The organism is Kribbella sp. NPDC004138, from assembly GCF_053603655.1.
The window spans coordinates 17014-33669 of record NZ_JBSGFZ010000012.1 but is presented as its reverse complement, the minus strand read 5'-3'; the positions used below and the strand labels follow the sequence as shown (position 1 = coordinate 33669).

Below are 16656 nucleotides of genomic sequence, written 5' to 3'. Positions count from 1 at the left end.
ACAACGGATTCGGTAGGGCGGACGGGACTCGAACCCGTGACCCAGGGATTATGAGTCCCCTGCTCTAACCAGCTGAGCTACCGCCCCGTGTGCGGGAGATCGTATCTGGTGGGTGGGGGTGGGGTGTGAAACCAGGGGTGGGTCAGGGGTTTGACTGAGGGGTGGGTGGGGTGGACCGGGCATGATGGAGGCAGGTCCGGACGAAGGGAACACCGATGGGCTGGTTCATTTTCCTGGTGCTCGTGGTGGGCGCGATCGCGGCGTACAAGTACCGCGTGCCGTTGCTCGCGAAGATTACCGGTCAGCCGCAGCACCGTATCCAGCGGGCGATCGACCGGAAGAAGGGGAAGTAGGACTTCCTCCTGAGGCGTGGCGCGGGTCCTGGAGCGGGTGGTGCGACGGGATCGGCCGGCGGACGTGACGAGGCCCTGACCGCGGGATGCGGTCAGAGCCTCCTGCTCATGTGGTCAGCCGACGAGGACCGCGACCACCGACGCGGACGCGGTGATCTCGCCGCTGCCGGCCGAACCGGCGTCGTCGTTGTAGCCGAAGGCGAAGACCTCGACCTTCGTCGGCTCCTTGACGGTCACGACCTTCACGGTCGAGCCGGTCAGTTCACGGTCTTTCGCGGGAGAGATCTCGGCGCCGAGGATGGTGCCGTAGTCCTCGCCGAACGCGGTGTCGGAAGCGCCGACGCGGAGGGCGAGTTGCGGGCGCGTGCCCGGTACGCCCGCGGTTGTGCGGGCGAAGAACGCCGTCGAGTTCAGCAGCCAGGTGCCAGGCTGGAGGGTGAAGTCGCCGACGAGTGTTTTGCCGGTCTTGAAGGAACCGCCGATCTTCGCGATCGCGACCGGCGCGAAGTCCTTCGTCACACCGGCTTTGCCGTTGTCCTTGAGGAAGGCTGCGCGGTCGGCAGGCGTCAGCTTGCTGGCCGGAATGCTGTTGTCGACGACCTGCTTCGCGGCCACCGAGCGGGCGCAGAGCGGGTACGACAAGGTCTTGCAGTCCGGCCGTACGGCGCCGTTCGCCGCGACCGTGACACCGACCAGCACACCGGCCCCCAGTACGGCCGCAACCAGCAGTCGGCCACCCTTGGTGCCGAAAACCTTCTTGATGTTCACAGGGTTCCTTCCCCTCCGTCCCCGAGGCCCCCTCGGGATCTGGAGAGGAAAGTACGCCAGTTGGTGGTCTAGGCCAATAGATCGGCCGAAGTAAATTGGCTGCCGATCAATCTGGGAACCTCAGGCACCAGGCGGTGAGGGTGAGCTTGGCTGTGGTGCCGAGGTCGGTGTCGACGGGCCAGACGGTGGGGCGGTCGCCCGCTCGGCGGGCGATGGCGAGGTAGGTGCCGGAGGCCTTGTCCTCGGCAACTTCTACCGTGTTGGACCAGGAGACGGCGGCGAGCGCGGATTCGCCTTTGCGTAGGCGGATCTGGGTCGGTCCGGGGTCTCTCGCCATGTACGACATGCCGTGAGTGATCGTCACGTTCATGGTTCGCCGGCGACCGTTGAGGACGGTGACCTCGGGGTAGCCGTTGAGGGTGAGGGGGGCCGCTCGGCAGTTGGTCAGTTTCAGGACTACGGCTCGGTGGCCGAGTGCCGGTTCTACCGGACCCACGGTGATCGAGGCGCCTGAGGGCGGGCAGGTTGGTGGGGGAGGAGTGGGGGTTGGTGTGCGCGCCATAGTCGGAAGTTGCGCGCTCGGGGCCGGCGGTCCTCCGCTGACTGTTACCGCGGTCTCGGTGCCGCATCCGCCCGATATCAGCAGTACGCAGGCCAGGCCTGCCCATCCCCACCGCCTCATCGCCTCAATCTAGTTGTCGAGAGGGGTCGCGGCAGCCGCGAATCTCCGGCGTGAGGCGGTACTTCCCGGCGTAAGCCCGAACCCCCGACGTCAGCCGGAAGTTGATGGCCGACGCTGGCGGGCATGCAAAAAGCCGGGCTCCTGGGGAGGAGACCGGCTGGTTGTTGCTCCCGCGACTGGACTCGAACCAGTAACCTGCCGGTTAACAGCCGGCTGCTCTGCCAATTGAGCTACGCGGGATCGGGGTGGTGCTTCGTCCTCGATCCCCGAGGACCTGAGTAGGTTAGCAGGCGGGCGGCGAACTACAAAAACGGGATTCGGGACGCTGCCGGGTCAGATTCCGAACTCGTCGCGGACCTGCCGGAGGGCCGCCTCGGCGGCGTCGACGATGCCGGGCTGGGTGGGCTCCAATCCCTTGTCCAGAACGATGTTCCAGGTGACGGCGGCGTCGGTGGCGGCCGGGTTGCGGCGGCCGACGATGCGTACGCCGCGCTTGCCGGCCAGCGGGACGTGGCGCTGGACGACGATGCTCGCGTCCACGCGCTCGCGGAGCAGCTGGCCGAAGCGGCCCGGGTCGTCGACCTTGAGCTCGGTGGCGCGCAGCGGGGTGCCGAAGTCGGTGGTCTCGTAGACGTGCAGCACCGAGGCCTCGGAGTCCCAGTTGGCGCGCTCGATCTTCTCCCACCCGACCCGGCGGTCCGCGTCCGCGGAGTCCGACGGCAGATAGACGGCCGCGCGGGTGCCGGCCACCCAGCGGCCGGTGGTCAGTTGGACGGCGGCGAGGACGTCTTCCTTCCTGCCGGTCGACTCTCGGGCGGAGGCCGACACGGCTTCGCCCAGCTCGCGCGGCCAGGGAGTACGCAGGAGTCTCACACCCACATCATTCCAGTCGCGCCAAGGAGCCGGTCAGGCGACGTAGTCACGGAGCTGTGGCAGCGCCCGGCGCCGGAGTTGCCGGAGCGCTTCACGCTCGAGCGCGCGGACCTTCGCCGTGTTCAGACCCAGCTGCGACGCGATCTCCTCGGGTGTGGACGGGATGTGACCGTGCAGCCCGTACCGCCGGTGGAGCACGGTCTGGTGCAGGTCGTCGAGAAACTGCAGGTGGTGGGCGAGGTCGCGGCGGAGCGCGGCGCGCAGCACGATCGGGTCGTCGTCGATCACCGGGTCCGTGTCGTCGAGGTCGAGGGTCTCGGGTTGTGTCCGCCACGCCTGCGCCCGCTCGATCCGGGCGATGCTCAGGCCAGTTGCTCGCGCGAGCTCCGGCGCCCCTGGGTCGCGGCCCAGCTCCTGGGTCAGCTCCTGGCGCGCGGACGCCACCCGGGACGCGTCGGCGTACGCCTGGGCCGGCATCCGGACCAGGCGGGAACGATCCGAGATCGCGCGGCCGATCGACTGGCGGATCCACCAGATCGCGTACGTCGAGAAGCGGTGCCCGCGGCGGTGGTCGAACCGCTCGACCGCGCGCATCAGCCCGATGTTGCCCTCCTGGATCAGGTCGAGCAGCGAGATGCCCTTCCCGCCGTACCGCCGGGCGAGCGAGACGACCAGGCGCAGGTTGCCCTCGATCATCCGGCGCCACGAGTGCTGCCCGAGCGCGACGACCTGGCGCAGGTCGCCCGGGTCGTGCGGGCCCGGGTCGCCGCTCAGCCGGTCCGCCGCCAGCACACCGGCCTCGATCCAGTACGAGTGCTCGTTCACCTCCTCCAAGGTCAGTAGCTCGTGCTGCCCGATGTCGCGCAGGTACGCCACCAGCGCGGTCACGTCCGCCGGTTCACAGTCCAGATCTCCCATCCCGTCCCCTTCGCCGCCGATCTCCTTGCCCAAGAGAGTGCCGCGTTTCACCCTCCCGCGGACCGATGACTTCGAGTATGTGGATAACTACGCCGAGTAGTGGCAGCTCGGCGACGACCTGACATGTCGGGTGATCGCCAAGCGGATTCGTAGCGGCACTCCGGCCGCCTTGGCGAGGCTGTGCGGCACCGGAACGGAATCCGGAAGAAGGAGGGCCACCCCCCATGGCAACCAGAAGATCGATGCTGCTCGGCGTCGCGCTCACCGCCACCCTCGTGGTGCCCGGCAGCGCGATCGCCTCCGCCGAGCCGCCGGCACCCCCGGCCGCGGCGACACCCAAGGCCGCAGCGACGCTCAAGGCTGCGGTAACTCCACAGGCAGGCAGCGCGTCCCAGCAGCCCGCGGCCAAGGTCACCTTGGTCACCGGTGACGTGGTCACCGTGACGAAGACGGCCGGAAAGCCGTCGGTCGCGGTCACCCCGCACGCCGGATCCGCGGCCAGCTTCCGCAGCTACGCGGTCGGCGACGACGTGTACGTCATCCCGCCCGAGGCGGAGCCGCTGATCGCGTCCGGGAAGCTCGACCAGAAGCTGTTCAACGTCACCGGCCTGATCGCCCAGGGGTACGACGACGCGCACAGCGGCGCCATCCCGCTGATCGTCAAGTACTCCGGCAAGACCAAGACCCCGTCCGGCACGAAGATCAAGCGCAGCCTGCCCAGCATCCGCGGCGCCGCCGTCACCGCGGACAAGGCGAAGACGGCCACCTTCTGGGACTCGGTCGACGACGCCGGGCCGCGGCTGTCCGGGGGCCTCGAGCACATCTGGCTGGACAGCAAGATGCACGCCCTGCTGGACAAGAGCGTGCCGCAGATCGGCGCCCCGGACGCCTGGGCTGCCGGGTACGACGGCACCGGCGTCAAGGTCGCGATCCTGGACACCGGCGTCGACCTGAACCACCCGGACCTGACCGGCAAGGTGGTCGCCAGCCAGAGCTTCGTACCGGGCGAGTCGGTCCAGGACGGGCACGGTCACGGCACCCACGTCGCGTCCACGGTCGCCGGCAGCGGTGCCGCGTCGGGCGGCAAGTACCGCGGTGTCGCGCCGGGCGCGGAACTGGTGATCGGCAAGGTGCTGTCCGACGCGGGCTCCGGCGCCCAGTCGGACATCCTGGCCGGGATGGACTGGGCCGCGCACTCCGGTGCCAAGGTCGTCTCGATGAGCCTGGGTGGATCAGCAGGGCCGAGGGACGAGGACCCGCTGGTTGCCGCCGTCGACACGCTCACCGCGCAGACTGGCGTCCTGTTCACGATCGCCGCAGGTAACTCGGGCCCGGCGGACTCGACCGTCGGCTCACCCGGCAACGCGGCCTCGGCCCTGACGGTCGGCGCTGTCGACCAGAACGACGCGGTCACGTACTTCTCCAGCCGCGGCCCGCTCGCCGAAGGCGCCCTGAAGCCCGAGATCACCGCCCCCGGCTCGGCGATCGTCGCCGCCCGCGCGGCCGGTACCACCATGGGCACTCCGGTGGACGCCAACTACACCACGGCCAGCGGTACGTCGATGGCGACGCCGCACGTCGCCGGCGCGGCCGCGATCCTCGCCGAAGAGCACCCCGACTGGACGCCCGCCCAGCTGAAGAACCAGCTGGTCAGCACGGCGAAGACCACCGCCGAGACGTCGGTCTACCTGCAGGGTGCCGGCCGCGTCGACGTGAGCCGCGCCTTCCGTCAGCAGGTGTCCGGGTCGGGTGTCGTCGACTTCGGGATGCGCCCGTTCGGCTCGACCGCACCGGTCGTCAAGCAGCTCACCTACACCAACAACGGCAACGAGCCGATCACCCTGACGCTGGCGCAGAAAGCAGCCGGTACCGCGGTCCCGGCCGGTACCTTCCAGCTCGGCGCGGACTCGGTGACGGTGCCGGCCCACGGCACTGCCGACGTACCGGTCACACTGACCGGCGGCACCATGGCCACCGGCTCGTACGGCGAACACGTCGTCGCCACGTCAGCCGACGGCAAGGCTGTTGTCACGACTGCCATCGGGTTCGTGCAGGACGTGGAGCGGTTCGACGTCACGATCTCGGTGAAGGACCGGGACACGACGCCGGCCCCCGCGGCGTACGGCATGGTCTACGTGTTCGACCTCAAGAACCCTAAGCCGGCCGACATGTACTACTTCCTGGGCACCGCGGGCACCATGACGCTCAGCCTGCCGCGGGGCGAGTACGCCTTCGAGTCGTCCACCTACCGGTTCACGCCCGACTACGGTCAGGTCCGCCAGGCCGTTTACGGCGCGGAGTCCGGCGTAGTGCTTGACGCAGACCGCACGCTCACGTTCGACGGCGCCAAGGCGCAGCAGGTACGTCTGCAGACGCCGCTGCCCAGCCAGACCAGCCAGGTCCGCATGAGCGTGTCCTTGATGAGCGACAACACCAAGCTGCGGTACGAGCTGCAGTCGGACGCCCCCGGCTACACGAAGTTGTGGGCGATCCCGTCCACCGGCAAGAAGGAGCTCATCGAGCACAGGCTGCAGTTCTCGGCCAGCGCCCCTGAGCTGAGCACCGAGGTCGTCGGCCGCAACTCCTTCGCGATCACGCCGGAATACATCGACGGCTGGGCCGGCTCTGCCCGGATCAATGGGACCAAACTGCTCCGCGTTGTCGACGCGGGCACCGGCCGGCCGGAGGACCTCACCGGCTCGGCGGTCCGTGGAGCCGTGGCGCTGGTGAAGCGGAGTGACGCAGTCAGCATCGGCCAGGTCATCGCGAACGCGGCTGCCGCAGGTGCGGCCGTAGCAATCGTCTACAACGACGCACCGGGTGACTGGGGTACCGCGATCTACCGGAAGGACCCGACCGCGATTCCCGCGCTCTCGCTGTCCAACGAGCAGGGCGTCAAGCTGGCTGCCAGCCGCGACGCCATGCTGCTGTTCCGCGGTACGGCAGTGCCGCCGTACAGCTACGAGGTCCTGAAGACCCAGGTGGGCATTGCGGCGAACCAGCAGTACCGGGTCGATCCGAGCGAACTGGCGACGGTCGACAGCAGCTTCCACGCGTCGACGCCGGCGCTGGGCGGCTATGCGCGGTACCTGATCTCGGACAAGCAGACGTTCGTCGTGATGATGCTGAAGCGGTCGGCGATGCCGCGCAGGACGACCGAGTATGTCACTGGCGGCGTACGGACCTGGGAGTTCGTGTCGGCGGCCGGTGTCTGGGAGCCGATGGGCGGGTCGTACCAGACCATGCCGACCGTTCTCCAGGCCGGCCGGACGACCAGCCGGGCCTGGAACAAGGCCGTGGTCCGCTCCGCGATCACGCCCAACCACCCGGACGGCGCCGTCCGCATCGGTGACCTCGGCGGCACGGACATCGCGCCGCTCCTGGACACGGGGACCGGACAGTGGTTCACGCTCCCGAGCAACCTGGACAAGTCGGTGACCACGGTCTACCGCGACGGCCAGCTGCTCGGCTCGGCGCCGTCCAGCACGGTGGCGTTCCCGATGGTGCCGCAGCCGGCGACGTACAAGCTCGTCCTCGACGTCACCAAGAACCAGCCGTGGTGGACGACATCGACCAAGGCCAGCACCGCCTGGACGTTCCGGTCGGAGCACAGCGACCGGAGCCTGCTGCCGGTCATGTCGATCGACTACGACCTGGACGTTGCGCTCGACAACACGGTGCAGGCGGGGCGGGCGGCCACCCTCGGCCTCGGCTTCCGGTACCCGAAGGGGCTGGCTGCTCCGAAGCTGCGGGACGTCACGCTGTCGGCCTCGTACGACGACGGCGCGACCTGGACCCAGGTCCCGGTGACCACGACCGGCGCCGCAAGCGCCAAGGGCGTCCTGATGAGCCCCGCGCTGCGCAACACCAACGGGTTCGTCACGCTGCGGGTCCAGGCTACGGACGTCGACGGCACCGCCGTTGAGCAGACCGTGACCCGGGCCTACCGGCTGCGCTGACCTCACGGGGTGCCCTTGCTCGCACAACGAGTGGGGGCACCCCCGCGGTCACGGCGCGATCAGTCCGGAGCGGGCGGCGTACCAGGCCAGCTGCATGCGGCTGTCGGTGCCGGACAGCTCCATCAGCCGCTTGATCCGGCGCTGCACCGTCCGCTCGCTGGTGCCGAGCTTGCCGGCCGCCGACTTGTCCGGCATCCCGGACAGCAGGTACGTGAGCAGCTTGATGTCGAAGTCGTCCCACGCCGGACCGCCTTCGACGAGATTGGCGGCGCTCAGCCGTAGCGGTGTGGCCAGCTGCCAGACCCGCTCGAACAGGTCCACCAGCAGCCGGACCAGGGACTGCCCGCGCACCAGCAGGAACCCCGGCTCGATCCCTGCCTGGTCCGGCAGCATCGGCAGCAGCACGATCGTCCGGTCCATGATGATCATCTTGCTCGGCAGCTCGTTGACGATCCGGATCTGGTACCCGCCGTCCAGGAATCGTCCGATCTCCGCCGGCGTCCGCGGGTCGTCGAGCGCGGCCCGCTCGTACACGTACCGGTACGACGGGACGTCCGTCGTGACCTCGAGATCGCCGTCCAGCACGTACGGCGGGCGGAAGAACGCGAGCAGCTCGTGTTTCGCGCCGCGCTCGATGTTGTCGACCCACGTCGCCAGCTCCTCCGGCGTGGTGAGCGCCTCGACCTCGCTCATTGTCGACGCGGCGCCGGTGCGGTACACATCGACGAGTTCGGACAGCCGTCGTTGCACCAGCTGCAGCGTGCTCTGATGCTGGACGACGAGCGTTCCGAGCCCGACGTCCGGCGGTACGGCGTTGTACAGGCCGGAATCGTCGCCGGTGACGAGTCCGAGCTCGGCCAGCCGGGTCAGCGCGGCGGCCACGCGCTCGCACGGCAGTTGCGCGGCGGAGCCGAGGTCGGCGGCCGTGGCCCGGCGCCGGCGTAGCAGCTCCACGTAGACGGCTTCCTCCTGCTGACCGATACCCAGCCCCTGCAGCATCCTCGCCCCACCCTCCCGCGCGCACGCAATTCCTGGCGGGACGCTACCCCGAACCGGCGAGTGATCCGACCTCTTGTCTCATGTATAGGCGCGCAGACCGCTGAGCAGGCCCCCGTGGAACGGGTTGGCGTCGACCGTGTCGAACCAGTCCGGACCGGTGGTCAGCGGCTCCAGCGGCGGGATGCTGACCGCCTCCGGGGGACCGGCGCGGTTGAACTCGTCGCCGACCTCGGGAGCCGGCATGTCCGGCAACAGCACGAACGAGTCGGCAAAGCCGGTCCCGTCAGCCCCGTCAGCGGCGAGCGCGGCGAACGTGATTGCGGCGCGCACAGATGCTCCGGCTGGATCGCTGCGGATCTTCTCCAGATCGGCGACCACGGTCTTCCACGTCACGGCCGAGTCGCCGTAGTCGATCATGCGGGACAGCCGTCCGACCCGGATCGGCGTCGCCGCCGGAGCGAGCGGAGTCATCAGTGACCGGAGGCCGTAGCGGGCACGGCCGCCCACGACGACCAGCCTGATGTCCGGCTCGGTCGCCTCGATGAGGCTGCGGTACGTGCCGCCGGCGGCCCGGCGTACGACGACCAGGTCGGCGAGCGCGCCGCGTTCGACCCGGCCGATCGGGCGCGGCCACACGCCGGACAACGCGTCGCCGGGATTCGACGTGACCATCCGGACCAGTTCCTCGTCGGTGAAGACCGAGTGTTTCTTGTTCCACAGGTCGGCGACCTTCAACTCCCACAGGACATTCCGCGTCCCGGAAGGGCCCCAGTCCGACCCCAGGCACAATCGCACCCCGGTTGAGTGCGCAGTTTTCACGTCCGCCGTTGCCCCGTACAACCACAGGTTCGAGAACGGCGACCACACCAGACTCGAATTCCCGGCCTTCATCGCGGCGAAGTCGTCGGCATTCAGCGCAGCCCCGTGAATCGCGACCAGTTGCGGTTTCACCACGCCGACATCGGCCAGCAGCCGGAACTCCGAGCGCAGTTTCGGATCCGATCCCTCCGCCGAATGCGCGATGAATCCGCGGCCGGCCGCCACCGCGGCGGCGTACGGCGCCAGGGCTTCGGCGCTGTCGGCAACCAGTGTGCTGACCCGGATGAAGTCGTCGTGGGTGCCCAGTTTCTCGGAGTCGATGTTGCGGATCAGGTCGTTGTCCGGCGGTACGGCGCCGCGCGGGTTGCCCTGGATCGACGTCGTACCGCCGACGATCGCCCGCGTCTCGACGTACCGCAGCAGCGCCCGGCCCGCGGTGGCGCCGAGCAACCTGGCCGGCTGGCTGATCTGAGCGCTGTACGTCGGTGCGCGGCCCCACTGGTTGTGCGAGGTCCACGGAACGGTGCGCGAGGGCTCCGTCCACAACGGCAAGCTGTTGTACATCAAGTGATTGTGCAGATCGATCAACCCCGGGCAGATCAATCCGCCCGCGGTGATCCGCGGCGCATTCCCGAAACCGTCGGGCTCCGGGTCCGACGGCGTCACCGCCGCGATCAGGCCGTCGTCGCCGACGTACACCGCTCCGCCGGAAAGAACCGCTCCGTCCGGCCGCATCGTCACCACGGTTCCACGCAGTACGAACATCGCCCACCCTCCCGTAGAATTCCCCGTGCCGCCCCTGATCATGAGCGTATCGCCGAGGGGGAGGTTGTTCGATGGGGGAATTCGATCCGGGCCCGCCGGCCACGGTGGCGCGGCACCTGGCGAAACTGCCGAGCTACGCGGATTTCCGGGAATTGTTCTGGTACGACTGGGGGCCCGTCTTCTACCGCGGCCGGCTGAACCGCACGGCCCGGCTGCTCGCGATCGCGTCCGATCCCGGGCCGACCGAACGGATCGCCGGCCGCACGCTGGTCGGCGACGCCGGGCAACGCGTGCAGGGCTTCCTGCACAAGCTCGGCCTGACCCGCAGCTACGCGCTGGTCAACGCGTACGCGTACGCGCTCCGGCCGTCCCGTGCCCAGCAGGCGGCGCCACTGCTGTCCAGGCCCGATCAGCTCGGCTGGCGCAACACCTTGCTGGACCTGATCATCGGCCCGCAACTGCAGGCGATCGTCGCGTTCGGCACCCAGGCCCGCGCGGCCGTGCAACTCTGGGACGACAAGCCGGACGTGCCGGTTTTCGAGGTGCCGCACCCGTCGAGCCGCAACGCCAAGGCTCTCGTCGACAGTTGGCGTGCGGCCGTCACGGACCTCCGGGTGATCGTGACCCCGGACCCGGACGGCGACAACGGTGTCCCCAACTACGGCCCGAAGTTCACCGAGTCGGACTACTCGCCGATCCCGCCGGGGGACCTGCCGTTCGGCGTACCGCCGTGGCTGGGCGACGACGCGTGGGGACGCAAGGACAAACCGCGCCACAACAACAGCGTCGAACGTCCCGGGACCGATTTGCTGAACACTCTCGTCTGGAGGGCGCCCAAGCTCGGCTGACGTTGTCCCCGGCGGGCGCTACCTTGGTCGGATGCGAGTCGCCACGTGGAATGTGAACTCGGTCAAGCAGCGGATGCCGCGGCTGCTGGACTGGCTCGACGAGCGGCAGCCCGATGTCGTGTGCCTGCAGGAGACCAAGCTCGCGGACGACGCGTTTACCAAGCTGCTCGGTGACGAGCTAGCCGGTCGCGACTACGAGTTCGGCCTGTCCGGCGAACCGCAGTGGAACGGGGTCGCGCTGCTGTCCCGGGTCGGCCTGGAGGACGTGGTGACCGGCGTGGCCGGCGCGCCCGGCTTCCCGCACCCTGAGGCCCGCGCGATCGCCGCAACCTGTGGCGGTGTGCGTATCCACTCGCTCTACGTTCCGAACGGCCGCGTGGTGGACTCGGACCACTACCAGTACAAACTCGCGTGGCTCGCGGCGCTGGCCGAGGTCGTTGCCGGCGGTCCGGCCGACCAGATCGTCTGCGGTGACATGAACATCGCCCCGACCGACGCCGACGTGTTCGACCCGGCGGCGTACGTCGGCGAGACGCACGTGACGCCGCCCGAGCGGCAGGCGCTCGCGGAGCTGATGGCCGCGAAGGACCTGCACGACGTGGTCCGTGACCGGTGGCCGGACAACCGCATCTTCAGCTACTGGGACTACCGCGCCGGCATGTTCCACCAGGACCTCGGCATGCGGATCGACCTGATGCTGGCCACCGTGCCGGTCGCGGAGCGGGTCAAGGCCGCGTGGATCGACCGCAAGGCACGCAAGGGCACCGGGCCGAGCGACCACGCCCCGGTGATCGTCGACCTGGACACCGCGCCGGACGGCGACATCGGCCCGGTCGTGCCACCGCCGTCCGCACCGCGGACCGGCCGGAAGCAGACCACCAAGCTCCCGCAGAGCCGCTGACATGCGGCGCCTCGCTGCGGTCGCGATCCTGGCCGGAGTGCTGATGGCAGCGGCAGCTGCGTGCAAGGACGAGAAGTCCGCGGCGCCGCCGCCGTTGGCATGGTCCAAGGTGGCGGTGGGCCAGGCGGAGCCCGTCGTCCTGGCTGCACATGGCAGCGAACTGCTGGTGGGTCTGCGGCATCGCGGGGCAAAGGTCGTGCCCGAAGCGCAGATCCTTCGGAACGGCCGGTGGACGCCGATCGCGGTGCGGCCGAACGCGGCCAGTCCGTACGCGTTCGAGGCGATCTGGTACTCGATCGCGTACGACGGCAAGCAACTCCTCGCCCTCGGCGGAGCGTCCGGCGGTGCGCACTCCAACACCCGCTGGACGGTCTGGACCGGCACACCGCAGACCGGGCTGGTCGAGCATCCGCAGAACTTCTGGACGTTCGGCGGCCAGACCGCCGGCGACCTGTTCAGCGCCGTCCTCACCCCGAGCGGCGGCGCCCTGCTCGGCACCTGGGGCGGAGTCGAGACCGGCAACGACGCGATGGTCTGGCTGCCGCAACCGGACGGCAAGTGGACGCGGCAGGACCCGACGAAGACGGCGCTGCAGAGCACGTCGTCATTGCTGGTCGGCCCCGGTTTCGGCACGACGCTCGGCGACAGCATCGTGCTCGTCGGCTCGCAGGTCCGGCTCGCGCCCAACACCGTCGCGCAGGAGGCCGCTGTGTGGCGGTCCACCAAGGCCAACCAGGGCTGGACCCGGATCGCGCTGCCCGAGCCCGGCAGCCGCAGCCAGGCCAACACCGCGACCTGCGCGAAGGACTGCGTCATCTCCGGGTACGTCGACGGCAAGCTCGCGATCTGGCAGCTGGACGCGTCCGGGACCGCGAAGCGGCTGCAGGGCGTGCCGTCGGTGCCGGTGGGGGACAAGGACAAGTTGCCGCCGCCGATCGTCGACGGCGACAAAATCGTCCAGGTCGTTGCTCAGGACAACAAAGTGAAGGTCCTCACCGGTCAGGGCGGGGAGTGGACCGTCCAGGACACGCAGGGCCCGGAGGGCCAGGTGACCGACGCCGTGCTGATGCCGGACCACAAGCTCTACCTGATCGCCGGCACGTCGCTGTGGCAGACCACGCTCAGCTGAGCAGACCCTTCACATAAGCCGCCTGACCGGAGTGCTGCGCGCAGTCGTCGATGACGCTGACCAGGCGCACGCCGAGCGTGACCGGCGGGTTCCACCGGCGGTCGACGATCCGGTCCAGACCCTCGTCGGTCACGGTGCGCAGGAACTCCACGGTCCGCGCGTGCACGGCGTCGTAGTACCCGAGCAACTGGTCCGCCGACAGCTTCACCAGCCCGACCTGCTCGGAGCTGTGCCCATACCCGGTGTCGGCCGCGTCGAACGGCAGTCCGAGCCGATCGAACCACCCGTCGGCGGTGTAGACCTGCTCATACCCGCCCGCGTCCGCCAGGTGGTCGTCCTGCACCCGGGTGAGATGCCAAACCAGCCAGGCGATCGAGTTCGCCGAGTCGCCCGGCCGCGTCGCGAGCGTCTTGTCGTCGAGCCCGCCCACGACGTCGTGCAGCACCTCCTGCACCCGGCTGTGTGCGTCGAGGAGTAGTTCACTTGTCTTCATACCCGCCACCGTAGTCTTCGCTGCAGACAGTTCCGATGAGAGGGAGCAACCGTGGAATATCGCACTCTCGGCACCAGTGGCGCCGTCGTCTCGACGTATGCGCTCGGCACCATGACGTTCGGCAACGAGACCGACGAGGCCGGGGCGCACGCGCAGCTGGACCGGTACGTCGAGGCGGGCGGCAACTTCGTCGACACCGCCGACGTGTACAACGCGGGGGTCTCCGAGGAGATCATCGGCCGCTGGCTGGCGAACAAGAGCGGCGACGTCGTGCTCGCGACCAAGGGAAGGTTCCCGACCGGCGACGGGCCGAACGACGTCGGCACGTCCCGACGGCACCTCCGCCAGGCGCTGGAGGCGTCACTGCGCAGACTCGGTGTCGACCACGTCGACCTGTACCAGCTGCACGCCTGGGACCCGATCACCCCGCTCGACGAGACGCTCAGCTTCCTCGAGGACGCCGTCCGCGCGGGCAAGATCTCGTACGGCGGTCTGTCGAACTTCACCGGATGGCAGCTGCAGAAGGCGTGCGACCTGATCGCGCACCGCGGCTGGTCGCGGCTCGTCACGCTGCAGCCGCAGTACAACCTGTTGGTCCGCGAGATCGAGTGGGAGATCGTGCCGGCCGCGCAGGAGAACGGGCTCGGCCTGCTGCCGTGGTCGCCGCTCGGCGGTGGCTGGCTGACCGGGAAGTACTCGTTCGACGAGGAGCCGGCCGGTGCGACCCGGCTCGGCGAGAACCCGGACCGCGGCGTCGAGTCCTGGTACCGGCGCAGCCGCAACCAGCGGGTCCGTGACGTGGTCGACGCGGTCCGTGAGATCGCCGGCAAGCGCGGGATCTCGATGGCGCAGGTCGCCCTCGCCTGGCTGGTCGACCGGCCCGCGGTCACGTCGGTGATCCTCGGCGCCCGCACGCTGGACCAGTTCGACGACAACGTCGCGGCCGCGGACCTGCACCTGACCGCGGAGGAGACCGCGACACTCGACGCGGCCAGCGACCCGGGCGCGGCGGACTACCCGTACGGCGGGCCCGGCGTCGCACAGCGCGACCGCCCCATCAGCGGGGGACGCGCCTAGCGCTCGACGGCGGCACGGAGCGCGGAGTACGAGGCAACCAGCGCACGCCGCTCGCTCGCGAGCAGCGGGTCGTCGCGATGACGCCCGGCCCGGACCCACTGGTCCGACAGGCCCATCGCCTCGACCCGCTTCCGCGCCGCGTGCCGCACGGTGTCGCGCTCGACGCAGAACACGTAGGCGTACAGCTCGGCGAGGGCGTCCACGATCTGCTCCCGGGTGACGTTCTCGTCGTGCTGGTGTGCGCGATGCACGCGCCACCACTCGACCTCCAGGCGCGCGGCCTCGACCGGCTCCAGCGACAGCGTGCCGGACAGGGCAACGAGTTCGTAGAAGCGGCGCATGTACGCGCGGGCCGCGTCCGGCTGGTTGTCCGGGTACGGCGACCACACCTGGTTGGCGCGCAGTACATACCAGGCTGCGGCGAGTGTCCGGCGCGGTGGCATGCCGAACCCGGCGGCGACCATGCCGACCGCGGCCACCAGGAACCGGCCCCACTCGTGCCGGTAGTACGCGGCCCAGGCGTCCGTCTCGCGGTTGCCGACCACCACCGGGTCGAAGGACAGTGGACTGGTGCGCATGTTCCCCCCTGAGGACATCCGATGACCGATGCTAGTCCGATCGCCGACGTCGTGGCGCGGATGCGGCAGCGGCTCGACGCGTTGCCGGCGGACCTGGCCGCTCGGCGGCACTTCCTCGGAACGTACCTGCGGACGACCCAGGCGGTGGGCCGGGCGATCGACCAGGCGCGGTTCGAGGATCCCGAGTGGGTCGAGATCTGGGACGTGCGCTTCGCCGAGCTGTACCTGCAGGCACACGACGCCGACCTGGCCACCGGGGCCGCCGGCGTGCCGCGACCCTGGCGCCTGGCGTTCGACGCATCGCCTGACCTGCCCGCGCTGGGACATGTGCTGCTCGGCATCAACGCACACGTGAACTACGACCTGCCGCAGGCGTTGCTCGCGGTGATCAGCGACGACGATTTCCTGGATCCGCGGCTGATGGCGCGACGCCGGCGGGATCACGAGCGGATCGACGCCGTGCTCGCGGAACGTGTCGCGGCCGAGGACGGTGAGCTCGCGGCGACCGGTCCGCGGAGTCTGCTCGACCGCGTCCTCACACCGCTCAACCGGCTCGCGTCACAGCGTTTCCTGCGCGAGTCCCGGCAGAAGGTGTGGCACAACACGGTCGAGTTGCAGCAGGCGCGTGTCAGCGGAGGCTACGAGAAACGGCTGGGTGAGCTGGAGGTACTGAGTGCGGCAAAGGTCGCCGATCTACTCAGGCCGGGACAGGTGCTCCTCCGGTTGGCAGTGACTGGCTTCGGCGTCACGCTCCCGCCGCCCTAGCTCGGCAGAACGCCGGACCACATCACGCCGAGCGCCAGGCACGCGAGCGTGACCAGCCCGAACACCCCGACCCACATCAAGGCCGGTACGCCGGTCAGCCGCCGGAGCTGATCCGCATCGGAACTACGCCCCTGACCGCGTCGCCGTGAGTGCTGCAGTTCCAGTACGGCCCGCGGCGCGGCCAGCAGCAGGAACCACGTGAGCAGGTGCGCGAACGCGGACTGCACGGACGGCGAGCCCCACCACGACACGCTGAACACCACGGAGCCGAACACCAGCACCGACCACAGCCCGAACAGGTTGCGGATCTGGAGCAGCAGGATCACGAGCGCCGCCAGCAGTCCCCACAGCAGCGCGACGGCGTACCCGCGGCTGAGGACGAACGCCGCGGCGAGGCCGAACAGCGCGGGACCCGGATAGCCGGCCAGCAGTACGGCGATCATGCCGCCGCCGGTCGGTTTGCCGCGCGACACCGTGACACCGGACGTGTCCGAGTGCAGGCGGATCCCGGAGAGCTTGCGGCCGACCAGCGCGGCGATCAGACCGTGCGCACCCTCGTGCGCGATCGTGACGACCTGCCGGGTGTACTTCCAGATCGGGCGCCACGCGATCAGCAGCAGCGCGACGACGCCCGTCCCGATGACCAGCCGCAGTGACGGCTCCGGCTGAACCGACGTGATGTTGTCCCAGAACTCCTTCACCCGCCCATCCTTACAGGCAGGTGGTCGA

The 16656-nt window shown here is 69.5% G+C and carries 16 protein-coding genes and 2 tRNA genes; 7 read left to right on the top strand and 11 right to left on the bottom strand.

What is annotated here, in order from left to right:
* Positions 1–13 precede the first annotated feature (13 nt).
* A tRNA-Ile gene (locus ACWEOO_RS18330) sits at positions 14–87 on the bottom strand.
* A 128-nt stretch (positions 88–215) separates the two neighbouring features.
* On the opposite strand from ACWEOO_RS18330, the gene ACWEOO_RS18325 reads away from it, so the two are divergent.
* Entirely contained in the window at positions 216–353 is a 138-nt protein-coding gene (locus ACWEOO_RS18325) for a hypothetical protein (protein ID WP_355484662.1), read from the top strand.
* Between the two features lie 114 nt (positions 354–467).
* Here the strand turns inward: ACWEOO_RS18325 and ACWEOO_RS18320 are convergent, their stop codons facing one another.
* The 5 genes from ACWEOO_RS18320 to ACWEOO_RS18300 all read right to left on the bottom strand — a co-directional run bounded on the left by ACWEOO_RS18320 (position 468) and on the right by ACWEOO_RS18300 (position 3594).
* Entirely contained in the window at positions 468–1121 is a 654-nt protein-coding gene (locus tag ACWEOO_RS18320) for a hypothetical protein (protein ID WP_452143984.1), read from the bottom strand.
* A gap of 106 nt (positions 1122–1227) precedes the next feature.
* Positions 1228–1683, bottom strand: coding sequence for a DUF4232 domain-containing protein (locus ACWEOO_RS18315; protein ID WP_452143983.1), 456 nt, complete (start codon positions 1681–1683; stop codon positions 1228–1230).
* A 287-nt stretch (positions 1684–1970) separates the two neighbouring features.
* Positions 1971–2043: transfer RNA gene (locus tag ACWEOO_RS18310), tRNA-Asn, on the bottom strand.
* A gap of 93 nt (positions 2044–2136) precedes the next feature.
* The gene (locus ACWEOO_RS18305; protein ID WP_452143982.1) at positions 2137–2676 is read right to left on the bottom strand and encodes a hypothetical protein; all 540 of its coding nucleotides are present in this window, start codon (positions 2674–2676) and stop codon (positions 2137–2139) included.
* A gap of 33 nt (positions 2677–2709) precedes the next feature.
* Complete coding sequence (locus ACWEOO_RS18300; RefSeq protein WP_452143981.1) at positions 2710–3594, bottom strand: sigma-70 family RNA polymerase sigma factor; 885 nt, start codon at positions 3592–3594, stop codon at positions 2710–2712.
* Positions 3595–3818: 224 nt separating this feature from the next.
* On the opposite strand from ACWEOO_RS18300, the gene ACWEOO_RS18295 reads away from it, so the two are divergent.
* Positions 3819–7553, top strand: coding sequence for a S8 family serine peptidase (locus ACWEOO_RS18295; RefSeq protein WP_452143980.1), 3735 nt, complete (start codon positions 3819–3821; stop codon positions 7551–7553).
* A gap of 48 nt (positions 7554–7601) precedes the next feature.
* Here the strand turns inward: ACWEOO_RS18295 and ACWEOO_RS18290 are convergent, their stop codons facing one another.
* Both ACWEOO_RS18290 and ACWEOO_RS18285 read right to left on the bottom strand, forming a co-directional pair.
* A complete protein-coding gene (locus ACWEOO_RS18290) occupies positions 7602–8552 on the bottom strand; it encodes a helix-turn-helix domain-containing protein (protein ID WP_452143979.1) in 951 nt (316 codons plus the stop codon).
* A 78-nt stretch (positions 8553–8630) separates the two neighbouring features.
* Positions 8631–10136 carry an amidohydrolase family protein gene (locus ACWEOO_RS18285; RefSeq protein WP_452143978.1) on the bottom strand — a complete coding sequence of 502 codons (1506 nt, stop codon included), beginning with the start codon at positions 10134–10136 and terminating at the stop codon, positions 8631–8633.
* A 71-nt stretch (positions 10137–10207) separates the two neighbouring features.
* Here ACWEOO_RS18285 and ACWEOO_RS18280 point away from each other — a divergent pair, with 71 nt between their 5' ends.
* From ACWEOO_RS18280 to ACWEOO_RS18270, 3 genes are read left to right on the top strand one after another with little or no spacing between them, the layout of a single operon-like run.
* On the top strand, positions 10208–10984 hold the full coding sequence (locus ACWEOO_RS18280; RefSeq protein WP_452143977.1) for a uracil-DNA glycosylase family protein: 777 nt from the start codon (positions 10208–10210) through the stop codon (positions 10982–10984).
* A gap of 31 nt (positions 10985–11015) precedes the next feature.
* The gene (locus ACWEOO_RS18275) at positions 11016–11885 is read left to right on the top strand and encodes an exodeoxyribonuclease III (RefSeq protein WP_452143976.1); all 870 of its coding nucleotides are present in this window, start codon (positions 11016–11018) and stop codon (positions 11883–11885) included.
* A gap of 1 nt (position 11886) precedes the next feature.
* Positions 11887–13014 carry a hypothetical protein gene (locus ACWEOO_RS18270; RefSeq protein WP_452143975.1) on the top strand — a complete coding sequence of 376 codons (1128 nt, stop codon included), beginning with the start codon at positions 11887–11889 and terminating at the stop codon, positions 13012–13014.
* Here ACWEOO_RS18270 and ACWEOO_RS18265 read toward each other — a convergent pair.
* Entirely contained in the window at positions 13007–13507 is a 501-nt protein-coding gene (locus tag ACWEOO_RS18265) for a mycothiol transferase (protein WP_452143974.1), read from the bottom strand. The two genes, ACWEOO_RS18270 and ACWEOO_RS18265, sit on opposite strands and share 8 nt — an antisense overlap.
* 51 nt (positions 13508–13558) lie before the next feature.
* On the opposite strand from ACWEOO_RS18265, the gene ACWEOO_RS18260 reads away from it, so the two are divergent.
* On the top strand, positions 13559–14584 hold the full coding sequence (locus tag ACWEOO_RS18260; protein WP_452143973.1) for an aldo/keto reductase: 1026 nt from the start codon (positions 13559–13561) through the stop codon (positions 14582–14584).
* On the opposite strand, the gene ACWEOO_RS18255 is transcribed toward ACWEOO_RS18260, so the two are convergent.
* Complete coding sequence (locus tag ACWEOO_RS18255; RefSeq protein ID WP_452143972.1) at positions 14581–15162, bottom strand: hypothetical protein; 582 nt, start codon at positions 15160–15162, stop codon at positions 14581–14583. The two genes, ACWEOO_RS18260 and ACWEOO_RS18255, sit on opposite strands and share 4 nt — an antisense overlap.
* Positions 15163–15183: 21 nt before the next feature.
* Here ACWEOO_RS18255 and ACWEOO_RS18250 point away from each other — a divergent pair, with 21 nt between their 5' ends.
* The gene (locus tag ACWEOO_RS18250; RefSeq protein WP_452143971.1) at positions 15184–15927 is read left to right on the top strand and encodes a DUF5995 family protein; all 744 of its coding nucleotides are present in this window, start codon (positions 15184–15186) and stop codon (positions 15925–15927) included.
* Here ACWEOO_RS18250 and ACWEOO_RS18245 read toward each other — a convergent pair.
* Positions 15924–16628 (bottom strand): M50 family metallopeptidase, encoded by a 705-nt coding sequence (locus ACWEOO_RS18245; protein ID WP_452143970.1) that lies wholly within the window; start codon positions 16626–16628, stop codon positions 15924–15926. The two genes, ACWEOO_RS18250 and ACWEOO_RS18245, sit on opposite strands and share 4 nt — an antisense overlap.
* Positions 16629–16656: the final 28 nt, after the last annotated feature.